This is a genomic window from Pantoea sp. YU22 (assembly GCF_003970755.1).
GTDB lineage: Bacteria > Pseudomonadota > Gammaproteobacteria > Enterobacterales > Enterobacteriaceae > Pantoea > Pantoea piersonii.
On the sequence record NZ_RYDU01000008.1, the window covers coordinates 17,307 to 34,552 of the forward strand.

At 59.4% G+C, this 17,246-nt stretch carries 15 protein-coding genes; 2 read left to right on the forward strand and 13 right to left on the reverse strand.

Going from position 1 to position 17,246, the window contains the following annotated elements; translation table 11 throughout:
* Nucleotides 1-6: 6 nt before the first annotated feature.
* From EKL29_RS12910 to EKL29_RS12950, 10 genes are all read right to left on the reverse strand, one after another.
* On the reverse strand, nt 7-1,071 hold the full coding sequence (locus tag EKL29_RS12910) for a class I mannose-6-phosphate isomerase (RefSeq protein ID WP_126689883.1): 1,065 nt from the start codon (nt 1,069-1,071) through the stop codon (nt 7-9).
* 19 nt (nt 1,072-1,090) lie between these two features.
* The gene (locus tag EKL29_RS12915; RefSeq protein ID WP_126689884.1) at nt 1,091-1,948 is read right to left on the reverse strand and encodes a glucose 1-dehydrogenase; all 858 of its coding nucleotides are present in this window, start codon (nt 1,946-1,948) and stop codon (nt 1,091-1,093) included.
* Between the two features lie 211 nt (nt 1,949-2,159).
* The gene (locus tag EKL29_RS12920) at nt 2,160-3,965 is read right to left on the reverse strand and encodes a DNA/RNA non-specific endonuclease (protein WP_126689885.1); all 1,806 of its coding nucleotides are present in this window, start codon (nt 3,963-3,965) and stop codon (nt 2,160-2,162) included.
* Between the two features lie 215 nt (nt 3,966-4,180).
* On the reverse strand, nt 4,181-4,351 hold the full coding sequence (locus EKL29_RS23310; protein WP_167456957.1) for a hypothetical protein: 171 nt from the start codon (nt 4,349-4,351) through the stop codon (nt 4,181-4,183).
* A gap of 121 nt (nt 4,352-4,472) precedes the next feature.
* Nucleotides 4,473-5,882 (reverse strand): EmmdR/YeeO family multidrug/toxin efflux MATE transporter, encoded by a 1,410-nt coding sequence (locus tag EKL29_RS12925; protein ID WP_120453529.1) that lies wholly within the window; start codon nt 5,880-5,882, stop codon nt 4,473-4,475.
* A 119-nt stretch (nt 5,883-6,001) separates the two neighbouring features.
* Nucleotides 6,002-6,751, reverse strand: coding sequence for an ABC transporter ATP-binding protein (locus EKL29_RS12930; protein ID WP_120453528.1), 750 nt, complete (start codon nt 6,749-6,751; stop codon nt 6,002-6,004).
* Nucleotides 6,744-7,619: an ABC transporter ATP-binding protein gene (locus EKL29_RS12935; RefSeq protein WP_120453526.1), complete on the reverse strand. Its 876-nt coding sequence runs from the start codon at nt 7,617-7,619 to the stop codon at nt 6,744-6,746. Before EKL29_RS12935 ends, EKL29_RS12930 begins: the two co-directional genes overlap by 8 nt.
* Nucleotides 7,612-8,889: a high-affinity branched-chain amino acid ABC transporter permease LivM gene (gene livM / locus EKL29_RS12940; RefSeq protein WP_126689973.1), complete on the reverse strand. Its 1,278-nt coding sequence runs from the start codon at nt 8,887-8,889 to the stop codon at nt 7,612-7,614. The genes EKL29_RS12935 and livM overlap by 8 nt, the downstream gene beginning before the upstream one ends.
* 7 nt (nt 8,890-8,896) lie before the next feature.
* On the reverse strand, nt 8,897-9,811 hold the full coding sequence (locus EKL29_RS12945; RefSeq protein WP_120453522.1) for an ABC transporter permease subunit: 915 nt from the start codon (nt 9,809-9,811) through the stop codon (nt 8,897-8,899).
* Between the two features lie 83 nt (nt 9,812-9,894).
* Nucleotides 9,895-11,010, reverse strand: coding sequence for a branched-chain amino acid ABC transporter substrate-binding protein (locus tag EKL29_RS12950; RefSeq protein WP_126689886.1), 1,116 nt, complete (start codon nt 11,008-11,010; stop codon nt 9,895-9,897).
* A gap of 343 nt (nt 11,011-11,353) precedes the next feature.
* On the opposite strand from EKL29_RS12950, the gene EKL29_RS12955 reads away from it, so the two are divergent.
* Complete coding sequence (locus tag EKL29_RS12955) at nt 11,354-12,808, forward strand: AMP nucleosidase (RefSeq protein WP_120453518.1); 1,455 nt, start codon at nt 11,354-11,356, stop codon at nt 12,806-12,808.
* Between the two features lie 44 nt (nt 12,809-12,852).
* Here EKL29_RS12955 and EKL29_RS12960 read toward each other — a convergent pair whose 3' ends face one another.
* Both EKL29_RS12960 and EKL29_RS12965 read right to left on the reverse strand, forming a co-directional pair.
* A complete protein-coding gene (locus EKL29_RS12960; protein ID WP_126689887.1) occupies nt 12,853-13,350 on the reverse strand; it encodes a hypothetical protein in 498 nt (165 codons plus the stop codon).
* A 409-nt stretch (nt 13,351-13,759) separates the two neighbouring features.
* Nucleotides 13,760-15,058: an NCS2 family permease gene (locus EKL29_RS12965; RefSeq protein WP_311779018.1), complete on the reverse strand. Its 1,299-nt coding sequence runs from the start codon at nt 15,056-15,058 to the stop codon at nt 13,760-13,762.
* A 429-nt stretch (nt 15,059-15,487) separates the two neighbouring features.
* Between EKL29_RS12965 and EKL29_RS12970 the strand changes: the two genes are divergently transcribed.
* On the forward strand, nt 15,488-16,222 hold the full coding sequence (locus tag EKL29_RS12970) for a response regulator (RefSeq protein WP_126689888.1): 735 nt from the start codon (nt 15,488-15,490) through the stop codon (nt 16,220-16,222).
* Nucleotides 16,223-16,255: 33 nt separating this feature from the next.
* Here the strand turns inward: EKL29_RS12970 and EKL29_RS12975 are convergent, their stop codons facing one another.
* Nucleotides 16,256-17,194 carry an ABC transporter substrate-binding protein gene (locus EKL29_RS12975; protein WP_120453512.1) on the reverse strand — a complete coding sequence of 313 codons (939 nt, stop codon included), beginning with the start codon at nt 17,192-17,194 and terminating at the stop codon, nt 16,256-16,258.
* Between the last annotated feature and the right edge of the window lie 52 nt (nt 17,195-17,246).

Here is a 17,246-nt window from a genome sequence, read left to right on the forward strand (position 1 = left end):
AACCTCCTATATCAGGGTGCCGTTGATGTCGCCCAGCTGCGCTATGGCTGTCTCGCTATAGCCCGCCTGCCGCAGCGGCGCGACAACGTCGCGCGTCAGATCGGGCACATAGCCTATCAGCAGCTCGCCAGCGCCGTGCAGCGTCACCTCCTCCAGCGCAGCAGGCAGCAGCAGCGACTCGGCGCGGCCCAGCGTCACGCTGACGCCGTTCGCTTCCACCGTTAGCGGCTCGCCAGTGTTGGAAACAATACGCGCGCGGCTGAAGCTGAAACGCTGCGACTCGCTAAAGCGCCAGCGTTCCAGCGCAAAATAGGGGCCGGCGCAGCAGAAAAGCCGCGTCAGACCGCCCTTCTCAAGCGTCAGCCCCGGCTGCGGCGTGCAGCGCAGCTCCGGCCGCAGCTCCTCCAGCAGCGCATCGATATTTTTTTCCCACTCTTGCTGAGAGAGGCGCGCGCCATCCTCCATCTGCCACGGCATCGCATGCTGCTGGATATTGGAGGTCTGCTCAATTTCATAAATCAGCGTGTCGGGACCAAAGCTGTGCAGCATGCCGCCTGGCACGTAAAAAGTATCGCCCGCTTTTACCGGCACCCGGTGCATCACCGCATCATAATCCTGCGCCAGCAGCGCCGCCTTGAGTCGGGCGCTGTCCACACCGTCGCGTACGCCCAGCAGGCAGGTCGCATCTGGCGCGGCCCACAGAATATGCCAGGCTTCGGTTTTGCCGTTCGGCTGCTGCTCCAGCTTTTGCGCCAGCGCGTCGTTAGCGTGCAGGTGAACCGGCAACATGCCGGTTCCGTCGATAAATTTGCTCAGCAGCGGGAAGTGCGGGCCGCGCCAGCCAGGCGCGACCATTTCGTCGGGGTAGCGTTCGGTGAGCTGGCGCAGCGTCTGACCCGCCAGCTCGCCGTTGGTGACGCTGGCGATCATACCGTCAACGTCGCTGATTTCCCAGCTTTCCGCAATGCGCGTCTCAGGCAGACCCGCTTTTCCCAACTGCTCTCTGATACGTTGCCCGCCAAAAATATGGGTGGCGAGCGGCGTAGTCAGCTTTAAAGGATAAGCGTTCATATTTCTCCCTTACGCAGGTTTAGATAACCGCGACACCGCCTGTGACCGCAATGGTTGCGCCAGAAATGTAGCTCGCTTCGTCGCTGGCCAGCATAACGTAAGCAGGTGCCAGCTCGGCAGGCTGTCCCATGCGCTGCAGCGGAACTTCGCCACCGAAGCTTTCCACCTGTTCAGGCGGCATGGTTGACGGGATCAGCGGCGTCCAGATAGGACCGGGCGCAACGGCGTTGGCGCGAATGCCTTTCTCCGCCAGCAACGCTGCGAGGCTGCCAGAGAAGTTAACAATGGCGGCTTTGGTCGCAGAGTAGGCGATCAGCTTCGGTTTTGGCTGGTCGGCGTTGATCGAAGCCGTATTGATAATGGCGCCGCCAGAAGGCATATGCGGCACCGCCGCCTTGCAGATATAGAACATGGCGTAGAGATTGGTTTTCATCGTGCGATCAAATTCTTCATCGCTAATCTCATCCAGCGACATACGCGTCATCTGGAAAGCCGCGTTATTCACCACGATATCGATCTTGCCGAAACGCTCGGCCGTCTGCGCCACAATGCTGCGGCAATGCTCCGCTTCGGTGACGTCGCCTGCGATCAGCAGCGCCTGCTGGCCCGCCTCTTCCACCAGTTTCGCCGTATCTTTTGCGTCTTCATGCTCGTCCAGGTAGGAGATCACGACATCCGCGCCTTCCCGAGCGTAGGCGATGGCGACGGCACGACCGATGCCGGAATCGCCGCCGGTAATAATGGCGGTTTTGCCTTTCAGGCGGCCAGAACCCTGATAGCTGGTCTCACCATGATCGGGTTTTGGATCCATTTTAAGGATGCTGCCGGGCCATTCCTGCTGCTGCGCCTGCTGAGGATGTTGTGGACGATCTGTCATACGTTCTCTCCTTTTAGTGACTCTTTCACTGTCGTTAATGGAGCTGAATCGTTATCAGCCTCGAGCCCTAAGTGTAGCAGCCATCACAGAATCGCAAGGAGAAGTGCTAAGCGTAACGGGTTGAAGGTACAACGAATTTGCCTGAAAAGAAGTGAAAAAAGCCCGCGTAAAGCGGGCTGTGCGGGCTTGCAGGACGCAACAGGCGCGTCGGCTACAGCAAATCTTCCCACGTCGTAATCAGCTTTGCCGGCAGCGGCTGCGCCAGCAGCGATTCATCCGGTTTCCAGCTTTCCCAGTCGCGAAAAGCGGCGAAGTTCAGGCCGGTCAGTTTCTCCAGCGCGCTGACCGTAACGCGGTACTCATCGACATTGGGCCGGGGCGCATCCTGCGCATGCGGCAGGACGCGACGCGGCTCATCCAGCAGATCCGCCTGGCTGACCAGCAGAGCCGTCGCCTGCGGCTTGCCCGCCGTGTTAATGCGCAGCACCACCTTCCAGAACATCAAGGGCACCTGCCATTCAGCATACTGTCGCCACTGGTCATTCAGCACCGGCCCGGTCAGCACGCTGACCTTACGCTTCGACTCCAGCACGCCCGACTCAAGGATATAGCGCTCCACGCCCTGCCAGTACTGCAGGCTCTGGTTGAAGCGAAAATGCTGCGGCGAACAGTTGGTGAAATGAAAAGTATCTTTATTCGCGCGCACCGCTTCTTCCGCCGTACCCCAAGTGGGATCGCTGCGACGCGTAAGATGTCCGCGATCGAACCAGCGGCTGTATTCGCTGTAAAAGGCCTGACCGGTGGTGTAGCGGCTGTCAATGCGGCTGTCTTCGTACCAGCGGTCCCCCTCTTCCAGCAGCGACGGCTGGCCGTTGCCGCGATCGATGGAGATATAGCGCGCGCCGTCAATATTGGTGGCGGTAAAAAAGGCGAGTCGCCGCTCGGCGCTCATCAGCAGCGAAAAATGCTGATAATCAAGTTTCGCTTCTGCACCCTGCCGACCGTCGCGCAGCGGTGCCACTTCAGCGGCGCGCGGCGCGATAATGGCGGCCAGATCGATCGCCTCGCCGTCGAGGAAACCGGGCTGGAAACCGTCGCGATTGCCGTAGTTGGTCTCCGGCGCGGCAGCGGAGGCGATCGGCGGAGCCGCGTTTTCACTGACGGTCAGCGCCTGCATCAGCTGTGCCTGTTGCGCCGCGGGCAGCTGCGGCAGCTCGCCCTTCAGCCAGTCGATAATGGCGCTGATGCGGATCCCTTCATTCACCCAGCCGTCATCGCTCTCAACGCCGCCGTGGTGTAGCGCGACCAGCTGCCACGCGTCGTTAAACACCGGCGCGCCGGAAGAGCCGCTATCGGTATCGGCCGCATAGTGCAGCAGCTGCTCGTGACGCGCCAGCAGCGCGTTATTACGCAGCGTAATCTGCTGCGGCGCGCCACCGGGATGATGGATAAGGTTAAGGCTGATGCCCAGCGCATGTTTATCATTGCGATCGTTCAGCGCCAGCGGCTGCGGCGCCTCGCCGCCGCCAGCCACTATCTCGCCGAGCGCAATAAGGGTGCAGTCCAGCTCATCGGTCGGGCTGGTAAGAAAAAAACGCTCCGCATCGGCGACATAAGTTACGCCGTCGACCAGTTCGCCCGTTTCTGTTCGCCGCCAGCCAAACTGCAGCGTGACGCGCCCCTGCGCGGGCGGCTGCGGCAGCAGATGATGATTAGTGATAAAGAGCCCGCCGTGCGTCATAAAACCGCAGCCCCTGGGAATGCCGTCTTCTCGCAGCAGCGCCACGGCGCGGGCGCAGGTTAACCCCTGCTCTAAGAAGGCGATCGGCAACAGATCGTTGCTTTCGCCGGTGATAACGCCCTGACGCAGATGTTGCTGAAAGGCGTAGCGCTGCGCGCGCGCGCGATCCGGCTCTGCCGGTTCACCCGCTGCCAGCGCGGTTCGGGTCTGCGTACGCCGCTGCGCAGTCAATGCCAGCCGCGCGCTAATCAGCGCGGCGCTCTCTTTATCGTTCATTCGCTCCTCCAGGTTAAAAGGCGTGCTGCTCTTTTAACCATAGCCGCTGCGGCTGAACGATCCTTTTTCTTATGCTTCGATTCCGCCGCGCGACAGATTGCTCGCCGCCGCTCTGGCCTGTTGCTGCGCAGCCTTTTGTAAAAATCCATTGCAGCAGGCGAAAAAAAGCCCGCTTAGCGAGAGCGGGCTTTACCGGAGAGCATAAACGGGCGCGGCTACTTTTCATGGTAGCGATGCACCGCAGGATAATATTCGAAGCCATAGAGCTGGCTGACGGGGATAAGCAGCTCAAGCTCCAGACTGGCTTCGCTTTCGTCACGTTCGTCGCGCCGACGGTCGGCATTAGCCTCGAAACGGTTTTTCCACAGCTGCAGCAATCTTTTCATCTGGTTCGCCCTTATCAAGTCAGAGCCTTAGTAAAGCCCGATTGCTGGCGTAGCTGAACCATCAATTTCTGCAGTTTATTGCTGAAAAACAGCTAACCACGGCGTGCGAGCCGGCATGGCGCTACTGCTGCTTCGCCACCATTTTCCGGTAATTATCCAGCCACTTGCCGCTCTTCAGCCGCCACCAGAAGCAGGCGCCGCGCACCGCCCAGTCCAGGAACATGCCGAGCCAGACGCCCACCACGCCCATGCCGAGCATAATCCCCAGCACATAGCCCACCACTACGCGCGCGCCCCACATGCTGAACATAGAGACGTACATGGTGTAACGCGCGTCGCGCGCGCCTTTCAGGCCCGCCGGCAGCACCCAGGAGGCCGCCCAGATCGGCATAAAGGCGGCGTTAAGCCAGATAAGATGCTGCGTTACGCTGATAACGTCAGGGTCGCGCGTATAGAAACGCGCCAGCAGGCCGGAGAGCGGCACGGTAAGAAACGCCAGCGCACACAGACAGAGGCTCGCCAGCCAGAAAACATGCCGGATTTGCCGCTCCGCCTGATAGACCTGGTTACGCCCCAGCCGGGTGCCGGTAATAATGGTGGAAGCCGATCCCAGCGCGTTGCCCGGCAGGTTAATCAGCGAGGCGATGGAAAAGGCGATAAAGTTGCCCGCAATGGCGTCGGTGCCCATGCCTGCGACAAACACCTGAGTCAGCAGTTTGCCGCCGTTAAACAGCACCGATTCAATGCTCGCCGGCACGCCGATGCCCAGCACCTCCATCAGGATTTTGAAATCCCAGCGGCGGAAATAGCTCGGCAGGCTGATCTTCAGCGAGGCATTAAAGCCGATCATCAGCACGTAAATCACGCCGATTGCGCCGATATAGCGCGAGATGGTTAGCCCCAGCCCGGCGCCGACAAATCCCAGCCCCTCCCAGGAGAAGGCGCCGTAGATTAATACGCTACTGATAACGATATTCAGGATATTCATCCCGCCGTTGATCAGCATCGGGATTTTGGTGTTCCCTGCCCCGCGCAGCGCGCCGCTGCCGATAAGCGCGATCGCCGCTGCCGGATAGCTCCACGCCGAGGTTTGCAGATAGCTCAGCGCCAGCTCTTTGACTTTGGGTTCCGCGCCGCCGGCGATGAGATCGATAATCAGATGTCCCCACAGCTCAATGGCGAACACCAGCACCAGCGACAGCACCGTCATCAGCGCCAGCGACTGGCGCGTGGCGGCACGGGCTCGCTTACCGTTGCGCTTCGCCAGGCTGAAGGCGACCACCACCGTGGTGCCGAGATCGATAGCGGCGAAAAAAGAGATGATGATAATGTTGAAGCTGTCTGCCAGCCCCACGCCCGCCATCGCCTCTTTGCCCAGCCAGCTCACCAGAAAAGTGCTTAATACGCCCATCAGCATTACGCACAGGTTTTCGATAAAGATGGGCACCGCCAGTGGCGTGATCTCACGCCAGAACAGCGTGCGATAAAAGCGGCGTTTGGGATACCACGCCGTGCGCTTTATCGCCTGCATCACTGCTACGCCAGGATTTTGCAAGGGAATAACCAAATCAGAACAGATTGGACAGGAGTTATAATGATGGGTCCGCTTAACTATTTATGCAAAGCGTTTCCCTGACTTTTCAATCATTATTACAATCTTTTATCGCCTTTCACCGCAGCGGCTGCCGTACCGCCCAGATAGGCGCTGCGCACCTCTTCATTATCAAGCAGCTCCCGGCCGCTGCCGCTGAGACGGATCTCGCCGTTCGCCATCACATAGCCGCGATCGGCGATTGCCAGCGCATGACGGGCGTTTTGCTCGACGAGAAACAGCGTCATGCCCTGCTGCGTCAGCTCACGCAGGATGGCGAAAATCTGCTTCACCACAAGCGGCGCCAGCCCGAGGCTCGGCTCGTCGAGCAGCAGCAGCCTGGGACGACTCATCAGCGCGCGAGCGATCGCCAGCATCTGCTGCTCGCCGCCGGAAAGGGTCATCGCCCGCTGTTTGCGCCGCTCAAGCAGACGCGGAAAAAGCACATACATCCGCGCCAGATCGTCTTTCTGATGCGCGCTGCCGATGGCGATGGTGCCCATTTGCAAATTCTCTTCAACCGTCATATCGGCAAAGATTCGCCTGCCTTCCGGCGCCTGAGCGATGCCGCTGGCGGCGATAAAATGCGTTGAACGCTGACTGATGGGCTCTCCCTGAAAGTAGATTTCGCCCTGCGCGATACGCGGCTGACCAAAAATCGACATCAGCAGCGTCGATTTTCCCGCGCCGTTAGCGCCGATCAGCGCCACGGTTTCCCCGGTCTGCACGCTCAGCGACACCTTTTTCAGCGCCTGCACCGGACCGTAATAGAGATCCACCGCGTCAAACTTCAGCATAGGCTCAGCCATGAAGATCCTCCTCCTCTGCGCCAAGGTAGGCGGCGATAACGCGCGGGTCCTGCTGAATCTGACGCGGCGCGCCCTGGGCGATAACGTCGCCGTGATCGAGCACCACGATATGGTCGGAAATCGCCATCACCATCGGCATATCGTGTTCAATCAGCAACACGCTGATACGGTGATCGGCGCGCAGGCGATGCAGAATCGCGCTCAGCGTCTCGGTTTCCACGGGATTGAGGCCCGCCGCCGGTTCATCAAGGCAGATAAGCTCCGGCTGGGTGCACATGGCGCGCGCAATCTCCAGCCGCCGTTGCTGACCATAGGAGAGCGTACCGGCCAGCCGGTTAGCAGCGGGCACAAGATCCACCGTCTCCAGCCAGTAAAAGGCGCGATCGAGCGCGCGGCTCTCCGCCTCGCGATAGCCGCGCGTATTGAAAATGCCCGCCAGCAGATTGCGGTTCGCCAGCATATGCTGCGCCACCAGCAGGTTCTCAATCACCGACATGTCGCGGAACAGCCGGATATTCTGAAAGGTGCGCGCCAGGCCAGCGCGATTCACCAGGTGCGCGCCGCCGAACATTTTGTACCAGAGGCGCGATCCCAGCCGCGCTGGCCGCAGCCAGTCCTGCGGCTGGATTTTTTGTCCAAGGATTTGAATCACATCCGTGCTGCGCGCCTGCGCATTGAGCAGAATGCGTCCGCCGCTGGCGCGGTAGAAGCCGGTCAGGCAGTTAAACACCGTGGTTTTTCCCGCGCCGTTGGGGCCGATAAGCGAGGTGACCGAGCCGCGCTGTACGCGCAGGCTGACGTCGTTAAGCGCTCTGATGCCGCCGAAGCGCATCATCAGATGGTCAACCTGCAGGATAGCGTCACTCATGGCGGACTCCTTTACGCGGCATTACCCCGACGCGGCTGGTGCGCACCAGCCCGCGCGGCCGCCAGATCATCATCACCACCATCAGCATTCCGAACAGCAGCACGCGGTATTCGGCGAAACTGCGCAGCAACTCCGGCGCGACCGTCAGCACAAAAGCTGCCAGCACGACGCCGAGGGTCGATCCCATTCCTCCCAGTACCACTATGGCGAGGATCAGCGCCGACTCGAAAAAGGTAAACGAGGTGGGATTGACGAACCCCTGATAGCTGGCGAAAAACACGCCCGCGATGCCTGCCGTCGAGGCGCCGAGCATAAAGGCTGAAAGTTTTACCAGCACATGGTTTAACCCCATCGCGCGGCAGGCGATCTCATCTTCGCGCAGCGCTTCCCAGGCGCGCCCGACCGGCATGCGCGTCAGGCGGTGTTTGATAAACAGCACCAGCGCCACCACCAGAACCAGCACCACATAGAGAAAGATAAACTTCATATTGGGGTTGTAGTCGAGGTGGAAGAACTCATGATAAGGCACGCCGCCTTCACGCGCGCGTCGGCCGAACTCCAGCCCGAGAAAGGTCGGCGACGGCACGGAAACGCCGTTTGGTCCGCCGGTGAAGCTCAGCCAGTTGGTCAGCACCAGCCGGATAATCTCGCCGAAACCGAGCGTAACAATCGCCAGATAGTCGCCGTGCATGCGCAGCACCGGAAAGCCAAGCAGCGCCCCGGCGAAGGCGGCCAGCAGCGCGGCCAGCGGCAGCATGCTCCAGAATCCCAGGCCGAGATACTGATAGCCGAGCGCCAGCCCATAAGCGCCAATGGCGTAAAACGCCACGTAACCGAGATCGAGCAGCCCCGCCAGCCCCACCACAATATTCAGCCCCAGTCCCAGCAGCACATAGATCAGCCCCAGGATCGCCACGGTCAGCAGATATTTGCTGGCGAGAAAGGGGAACAGCAACGCCACCGCCAGCAGCAGCGGCAGGATCCAGCGCAGCCGCGAGCGGTAGCCCGGCTCACGCACGTAGACGCCGTCGTCCGCGCCCTCGAAGCGGCGCAGCAGCGCCCGTCCGCGCCCGGTTTGCAAAAAGAGGCTGAGCAGCAGCCGTCCCGCCATCACTACAGCCACCAGCAGCGCCACGCGCGCTGGCGCCAGGTCAAAGGCATAGCCCTTCAGCACCACGCCGACGATCGGCCCGAAAACCACCAGCGCAACCAGCCCGGCCAGCAGGGTATCGCGCAGCGCATGGCGCACATTTATCGCGTTATTCATCATCACGCCCTCACACTTTCGCAACCAGCGGACGGCCAAGCAGTCCCTGCGGGCGGAAGATAAGGATCACCACCAGCAGCGCGAATGAGAAAACGTCTTTGTAGTCGGAATTTACCAGCCCGGCGAACTGCGCTTCCGCCACGCCGAGCAGTAGCCCGCCCAGCATGGCACCGGGCAGCGACCCGATACCGCCCAGCACCGCAGCGGTAAACGCCTTGATGCCGATGATAAACCCGGCGTAAAAATCGAAAGTGCCGTAGTTCATCGTGACCAGCACGCCTGCCAGTCCGGCCATCGCCGCGCCGATCACAAAGACCAGCGATATCACGCGGTCGGTATTAATGCCGAGGATCGCCGCCATTCGCCGGTCCTGCTGCACCGCGCGACAGATACGGCCAAGGCGCGTGTACTGAATAATCCAGGTGAGCAGCGCCATGCCGCAGAAGGCGGCAGCGAGGATAAAGACCTTAGTCCAGGTGATCTGCACCAGCCCGCCGTCAAACTCGACGCGCAGCACGCCGGTAAGCAGCGTCGGCACGCCCTGCTGATTGGGTCCCTGGCTCAGCTGGACATAGTTCTGTAAAATTAGCGACATGCCGATGGCGGAGATCAGCGGCGCCAGCCGCGTCGAGTGGCGCAGCGGCCGATAGGCGATGCGCTCAATGGTCCAGCCGTATACCGCCGTCACCACAACGGTGAACAGCAAGGTACCGAAAATCAGCAGCGGGAAAGAGTGCACGCCGAAAAACGAAAGCAGCGCCAGGCCGATAGCGCAGAGGTAGGCGGAGATCATATAAACCTCGCCGTGCGCGAAATTAATCATGCCGATAATGCCGTACACCATGGTGTAGCCGATCGCGATCAGGCCATATACTGCGCCCAGCGTCAGCCCGTTAATCAGTTGCTGAAGTAAGAAGGCGTCCATAACGAAGTCTCTGCGCAAAGCGGGCCGCGCAACCGGGCGACCCGGACAGGAAACGCCCTGCGACATGCAGGGCGGGCTCAGGCTTACAGCTGGTGGTATTTGCCTTTATCGTCCCACTGATAGATGACGTAATCGGACACTTTTAAATCGCCCTTGCCGTCCCAGGCTTTTTTACCCATCACGGTGGGAACATCGTGTGATTTCAGCCATTCGCTGGCCTTCGCATTATCTTTTCCGGCACCCTGGTAGGCGGCGGCCAGCGCCTGAATAGAGGCGTAGGCGTAGAGGGTATAGCCTTCCGGTTCGAAACCGCCTTTGCGGAATTTATCAATCACCGCTTTACCGTCGGGGATCTGACGTGGGTCATTGCCAAAGGTCATATAGATGCCGTTGGTATACTGCGGCCCGCCCGCAGCGGTAACCAGTTCTTCTGTAACGATGCAGTCGCCGGAGAAGAAGTTAGCTTTTACGCCCTGCTCGCGCATCTGGCGCACCAGCGGGCCCGCTTCCGGATGGCAGCCGCCGAAATAGACGACATCGGGATTCGCCTGGGCGATCTTCGTTACCAGGGCATTAAAATCTTTCTCGCCGCGCGACAGGCCTTCATACATCACCTCTTTTACGCCGCGCTTCTCCAGCGCCGCTTTGGTGGCGTCCGCCAGCCCCTGACCGTAGGTATCTTTATCGTGGATTACCGCGACCTTTTTCGCCTTCAGCTTATCGATCATAAAGTTGGCGGCGATGGCTCCCTGCTGATCATCGCGTCCGCACATGCGGAACAGGGTTTTCATGCCGCGTTCGGTAATTTGCGGGTTGGTGGAGCCTGGGGTGATTGACAGGACACCCGCGTCGTCATAGACCTCCGATGCGGGCATGGTGCTGGAAGAGCAAAAATGGCCGACGACCGCCATTACTTTATCCTGATCGACAAGGCGGTTCGCTACGGCGACCGCCTGTTTGGGTTCGCAGGCGTCGTCGCCCTGCACCAGCACGATCTTCTCGCCGTTAACGCCCCCCGCCGCGTTAATATCTTCCGCCGCCTGCGACGCCCCTTTCCAGTACTGCGCGCCGTAGGTGGCGTTGGGGCCAGAGAACGGCCCGGCGACGCCGATTTTTATATCTGCCTGCGCACTGAGCGCAGCGCTGAAACAGCCTGCAATCACGACGTTTAATGACAACTTGATCAGTTTCTGAGACATGCTGTCTATCCTCAACACAGTTAGTTTGCGTTTGCCAGACCACGATGCAGGAGTGGTGAAGGTGTTTATCAGGTTCAGGAAGCTATGCGCGGCGATAAGAGCCGCTATCTGTTGCAAGCAAGAATCTCGCCAGAAAAACCGATAGCGAGGTTTTGCCAAAAGGAAGGTGGCAACGCCAGCGACAGCGCACGACGTCACCTTCTGATTCATTAAACGTAGGCGGGGATTGGCAACACGCCAGCACCCTGTTGGTGCATAATGCGTTCGATCACAGATTCTTGCTTTGCGGCGGCGGTAAACCCGCTAAGCTGTGGGGAAAGATCGCTTATTATCAGGAGAGCTTATGCCTACACAACGGAACGGCCTTACCCGCCAGCAGGCGCTGGATGAACTGGAGCGTCTGTATGAGGGTGCGGTGAACGCGCTGCGCGCTGCGATAAAAACCTATACGGAACAGGGTACGCTGCCCGAGAAGGAAGCGCGTCGCCAGGGACTGTTTGTCTATCCTGAACTGCGCATCACCTGGCGCGGTGAAGGTCCGCAGCAAAACCGCACGCGAGCCTGGGGCCGCTTTACCCATACGGGCAGCTACAGCACCACCATCACGCGTCCGGCGCTGCTGCGCCACTATCTCAGCGAACAGCTGGCGATGCTGGAAAAAGAGTATGAGGTGGAGATCCAGGTCGGTCCATCCAGCCAGGAGATCCCCTATCCTTACGTGATTGATGGCTCCGATCTGTCGCTGGATCGCACCATGAGCGCCAGCATCGCCCGCCATTTTCCCACCACCGAGCTGTCGCAGATTGGCGATGAAACCGCCGACGGCCTGTTTAACCCGGACGCTATTTTCCCCCTCTCGCACTTCGACGCATTACGCACCGACTTCTCGCTGGCGCGCCTGCGCCACTACACCGGCACCTCGGTCGAGCATTTCCAGCCTTTTGTGCTGTTTACTAACTACACGCGCTATGTGGATGAGTTTGTGCGCTGGGCTACGGAGCAGGTGCGCGATCCCGCCAGCGACTATGACAGTCTGGCCTGCGCAGGCGGCGCGATTATCACTGCCGATACGGCGGACAGCGACGCGGCGATGCTGGATCTGGCGTGGAAAAAACACCAGATGCCAGCCTGGCATCTCACCTCTCCTAACCGACGCGGCATTACGCTGGTTAATATCGGCGTCGGCCCGTCAAATGCTAAAACCATCTGCGATCACCTGGCCGTAATGCGGCCGCATGCCTGGCTGATGATCGGCCATTGCGGCGGTCTGCGTGAAAGTCAGAGCATTGGCGATTATGTGCTGGCGCACGCCTATCTGCGCGACGACCATGTGCTCGACAGCGTCCTGCCGCCCGATATTCCCGTTCCGAGCATTGCGGAAGTTCAGCGCGCGCTCTATGACGCCACCAAAGCAGTAAGCAATATGCCAGGAGAAGAGGTCAAGCAGCGCCTGCGTACCGGCACCGTCGTCACCACGGACGATCGCAACTGGGAGTTACGTTACTCCGCTTCGGCGCTGCGCTTTAACCTGAGCCGCGCAGTGGCGGTGGATATGGAGAGCGCCACCATTGCCGCACAGGGCTATCGTTTCCGTGTACCTTACGGCACGCTACTCTGCGTATCGGACAAGCCGCTGCACGGCGAAATTAAACTGCCGGGCCAGGCGAACCGTTTTTATGAAGGGGCGATTTCAGAGCATTTGCAGATCGGTATTTGCGCGGTAGAGCTGCTGCGCGCCGAAGGAGATAAGCTGCACTCACGTAAACTGCGAACCTTTAACGAGCCGCCGTTCCGCTAAAAACAAATAAAGCACGGGGGAATGCCCCGTGCTGTTTAACCCTGTTATGACATCTTTACCAGAACTTCTTTCGCCAGCCAGCCGAGCACGGCTAATGTGGCTGGCACCATCAGTGTCCAGGTAATTCGATCGTTGAGACGATCGAACTTTTCGTCCACGCGTTCAAACTTCATATCAATCCGTTCAAACTTCTCATCCATTCGTTCGAACTTGTCATCCATTCGGTCAAACCTTTCATCGATTCGGTCAAACCTTTCATCGATTCGCTCGAACCTTTCATCGATTCGCTCAAACCTTTCATCGATTCGGCCAAACCTTTCATCGATTCGCACAAACTTCTCATCAATACGGGCAAAGTGGGCGGTTGTCTGGGCGAAGCCGTCGTGCATTTCACAGCGCAGCTTAAGCTGTTCGGCACGCAAACCTTCCACATCCGTTCTGGTGGCGAAATTCTGCGAGCGTTCGGTCAATACCGCCAGGTCGGTTTTTATCTGGTGTGTATCCAGTTCAAGCCGCTCGACGCGTTGGGTTAATCGCTCCATAGGGTGTCCTCCTGGCTGTCGAAGAGGGATAAGAGGCCGGGGAAAGGTGTGCGAAAGCGGGCTTAACGGGAATTCCATGATGTTCTCTCCTCTCCTTGTGATCTCTTCCGGATATGCCGCTGGCGCTTCCCCTTGCTGTTGGGTATTTAACCAGATCGCCGACCAGTAAACATTCCCTGTTCCGCTAATTCAGTCAAAAATAGCGAGCGATAAGCGCCTTGATTCAGCGCTGGCAGGGTAGCTCTGCGTCAGGATAATTAACACCCTTTCTGGCGCGCTCTGGAAGCCACTACGCAAATCGGTATCAATGGAGCAGAAGAAAATGCGCGGCGGGCACAAGCCGCTATCCGCGCATTAAAAGAGGAAGGAGCGTTACCGCGCCAGCGTGTCGCAGGCGCGGCTAGTGCAATCAGGCGCTGAGCCAGCCCAGCTTGATAACGAACAGCAAAGAGAGGATCACCAGCGCCGCGTTCACCTCTTTGAAACGGCCGCTCAGCACTTTTATCACCGTCCATGTGATAAAGCCGAAGGCGATGCCGTTAGCGATAGAGTAGGTCAGCGGCATCGTCAGCGCGGTTACGGTCACCGGCGCTGCCGTCGTGACGTCTTTCCAGTCGATCTCCGCCAGGCCGGACGCCATCAGCACCGCCACAAACAGCAACGCGGGTGCCGTCGCATAGACCGGCACGCTGCCTGCCAGCGGCGAGAAGAAAAGCGCCAGCAGGAACAGAATGGCGACCACTACCGCCGTTAAGCCGGTGCGTCCGCCCGCGCTCACGCCAGCCGCGGACTCCACGTAACTGGTCGTGGTCGAGGTGCCAAGCAGCGAACCAAACAGCGCTGCGGCGCTGTCAGCTACCAGCGCACGTCCCATTTTCGGGATATTGCCCTGCTCGTCCGCCAGACCAGCGCGTTTGGTCACGCCCAGCAGCGTACCGGTATTATCGAACACGTCGACAAACAGAAAGGCGAAAATCACGCTGACCAGGCCGACGTTAAACGCCCCAGCGATATCCAGCTGCATAAAGGTCGGCGCGATCGAGGGCGGCGCGGAGAAGACGCCGGCGAAAGGCGACAGACCGATCCCCATTGAAATAAAGGTAATCAGCAGAATGCCGATCAGCACCGCACCGGTAACGCGACGCGCCTCCAGCACCACGATCACGATAAAGCCAAGCAGCGCCAGCAGCGGACCCGGCTTCGTCAGATCGCCCAGCCCGACCAGGGTCGCCGGGTTATCTACCACGATACCCGCGCCTTCCAGCGCGATAAGCGCGAGGAACAGCCCGATGCCCGCCGCAATCCCGGCGCGCAGCGGCAGCGGAATGCTGGCGATAATCCACTCGCGGATTTTGAAAATCGACAGCGCGAAGAAGATCACCGCCGACAAAAATACCGCGCCCAGCGCGATCTGCCAGGTGTAACCCATATGCAGCACGACGGTATAAGTAAAGAAGGCGTTCAGCCCCATGCCCGGCGCCAGCGCGATCGGGTAGTTGGCGATCAGGCCCATCAGTACCGAGCCGATTGCCGCCGCCAGACAGGTGGCGACGAAAACCGCCCCTTTATCCATCCCGGTGGCACCCAGAATGCTGGGGTTAACAAACAGGATATAAGCCATCGCCAGGAAGGTGGTGATCCCGGCGATCACGTCGGTGCGAACCGTCGTGTTATGCGCTTTTAGCTTGAACAGTTTTTCTAACATCATCATCTCTCAAGAGCGGAGACGGCACGAATGCGCGTTCTCACTTGCCAGTGTGGGTTACATGCTGATTTTTGTGATACCGCACGACGCGCCGCTGCATGCTGACGGCTGCTGTCGTCACGCCCTGAATCTCCATAAGGCCTGAAGTCATAGCAATCGCTATGCCAGCTGCAAACGCAATCGTTTACCTTGCCAGGCCTGGCATTTTCTAAGAGAAATCTGAACCAAAAGAAGGCGCGATTATGGTGCATTGCCCCGCTGCTACGCAATCGTTTTCATCGCCGCCTTCAGGCTGCCGAAAAATTCTGCGCTAACGCACGCTTCAGCAAACTCAATGGCGATATCGCTCACGTTTCCATCGCTTGTCAGCGCGGCGCAAAACGCGCCGTGTACACTCTTGTTAACCTTTTTATAACCTTGAGGTCGAGCTGCATGAAGCCCGCCATTCTGGTTGTCGATGATGATAAAGCCGTCTGCGAACTGCTGCAGGATGTGCTGAATGAACAACAGATTAGCGTTTACTGCTGCCATTACGGTCGGGATGCGTCAGCGTTGCTGGCGCAGCATAACGATATCGCGCTGGTGATGCTGGATATGATGCTGCCAGATACAAATGGCCTGCTGGTGCTGCAGCAGCTGCAGCGTCAGCGTCCGGATCTGCTGGTTATTATGCTGACCGGCATGGGTTCTGAAGCGGAAATGGTGGTAGGGCTGGAGATGGGCGCGGATGACTATATCGCCAAGCCCTTTAACCCGCGTGTGGTGGTGGCCAGAGCACGCGCGGCGCTGCGGCGCGGCGGTCGTCTCGCACCGCCAGAAACGGCGGAGTGCGGCTGGCGTTTTAACGGCTGGCAGCTTGATGAGTCGCGCTGTCAGCTGCTTAACCCGCAGCGCGAGTCAGTTCCGCTGACGCAGGGCGAGTATGCGCTGCTGCGCGCACTGGTGCGTCACGCGCGCAAGGTGCTGACGCGCGATCAGCTGCTGGAGCTGACGCACGGTGAAAGTCTTGACGTGTTTGATCGCACCATCGACGTGCTGATTATGCGTCTGCGGCGCAAAATCGAAACTAACCCGCATCAGCCCAGCCTGATCCGCACCATTCGCGGCCTCGGCTATGTTTTTTCCGCCGATGTCGCGCGTCCGGAAGCGGTCCGGCTGAGCGCCTGACCAGGCAAACAGCCGGAACCGCGTCGTCTGGCGCTATTTTACCGTCCAGCCCTTGTAGCTGCCGACGTTGTTGCGATCGATCAGGGTAACCGGGATCAATACCGGCTTATCGGGCGCCGGTTTACCCTGCAGAATGTCGTAGCCGATCTCCACTGCTTTCGCCGCCATCACCTGCGGATCCTGTGCCGGGGTAGCGACGAACAGCGAATTCTTACGCTTCAGCGCTTCTTCCCCATCGGGCGATCCATCGACGCCGACAATAAAGAATTCATTGCGCTGCGCCTGTTTCGCCGCCAGATCGGCGCCGATCGCCGTAGGATCGTTAATAGCGAACACCGCATCCACCTTCGGATTGGCCGACAGCAGGCCGGTCATCACCTCAAGTCCCCCTTCGCGGCTCCCTTTGGCATTCTGGTTCCACGAGAGCAGTTTGATATCGGGGTGACGCTTCAGCTCGGTCATGCAACCCTCAACGCGGTTCTGCACGGCGGAAACCGGCGGCCCGTTGATGATCAGCACGTTGCCCTTCGCTTTCAGACGGTCGGAAATATACTTACAGGCCATCTCTCCCGCCTGGGTGTTGTCCGAAGTGATGGTGGCATTGGCGCCGTCGGCCGCAACGTCGACCGCCACCACCACGATCCCGGCGTCGCGGGCGCGTTTCACCGCAGGCGCGATGCCTTTAGAGTCGGCGGCGTTGAGGATGATCATGTCGACTTTCGCCGCGATAAAGTTATCGATCTGCGCCACCTGCTGGCCCAGATCGTAGCCGCTGGAAACCAGCGTTACGTTGACTTTGTCGCCCGCCAGCTGCCGCGCTTTCAGCTCCGCGCCTTTGGTGATCTGCACGAAAAACGGGTTAGCGAGATCGCCAACGGTGACGCCGATGGATTTGAGATCTTTCGCCTGGGCGACAGAGGCGCTGAACAGCGTTGCCGCCAGCAGCCCGGTTACGATCGGATTAAAACGCATAGACCTTCTCCTGCTGTTATTAGAATCGCCAACGGCTGAATGGCGGAGGGTA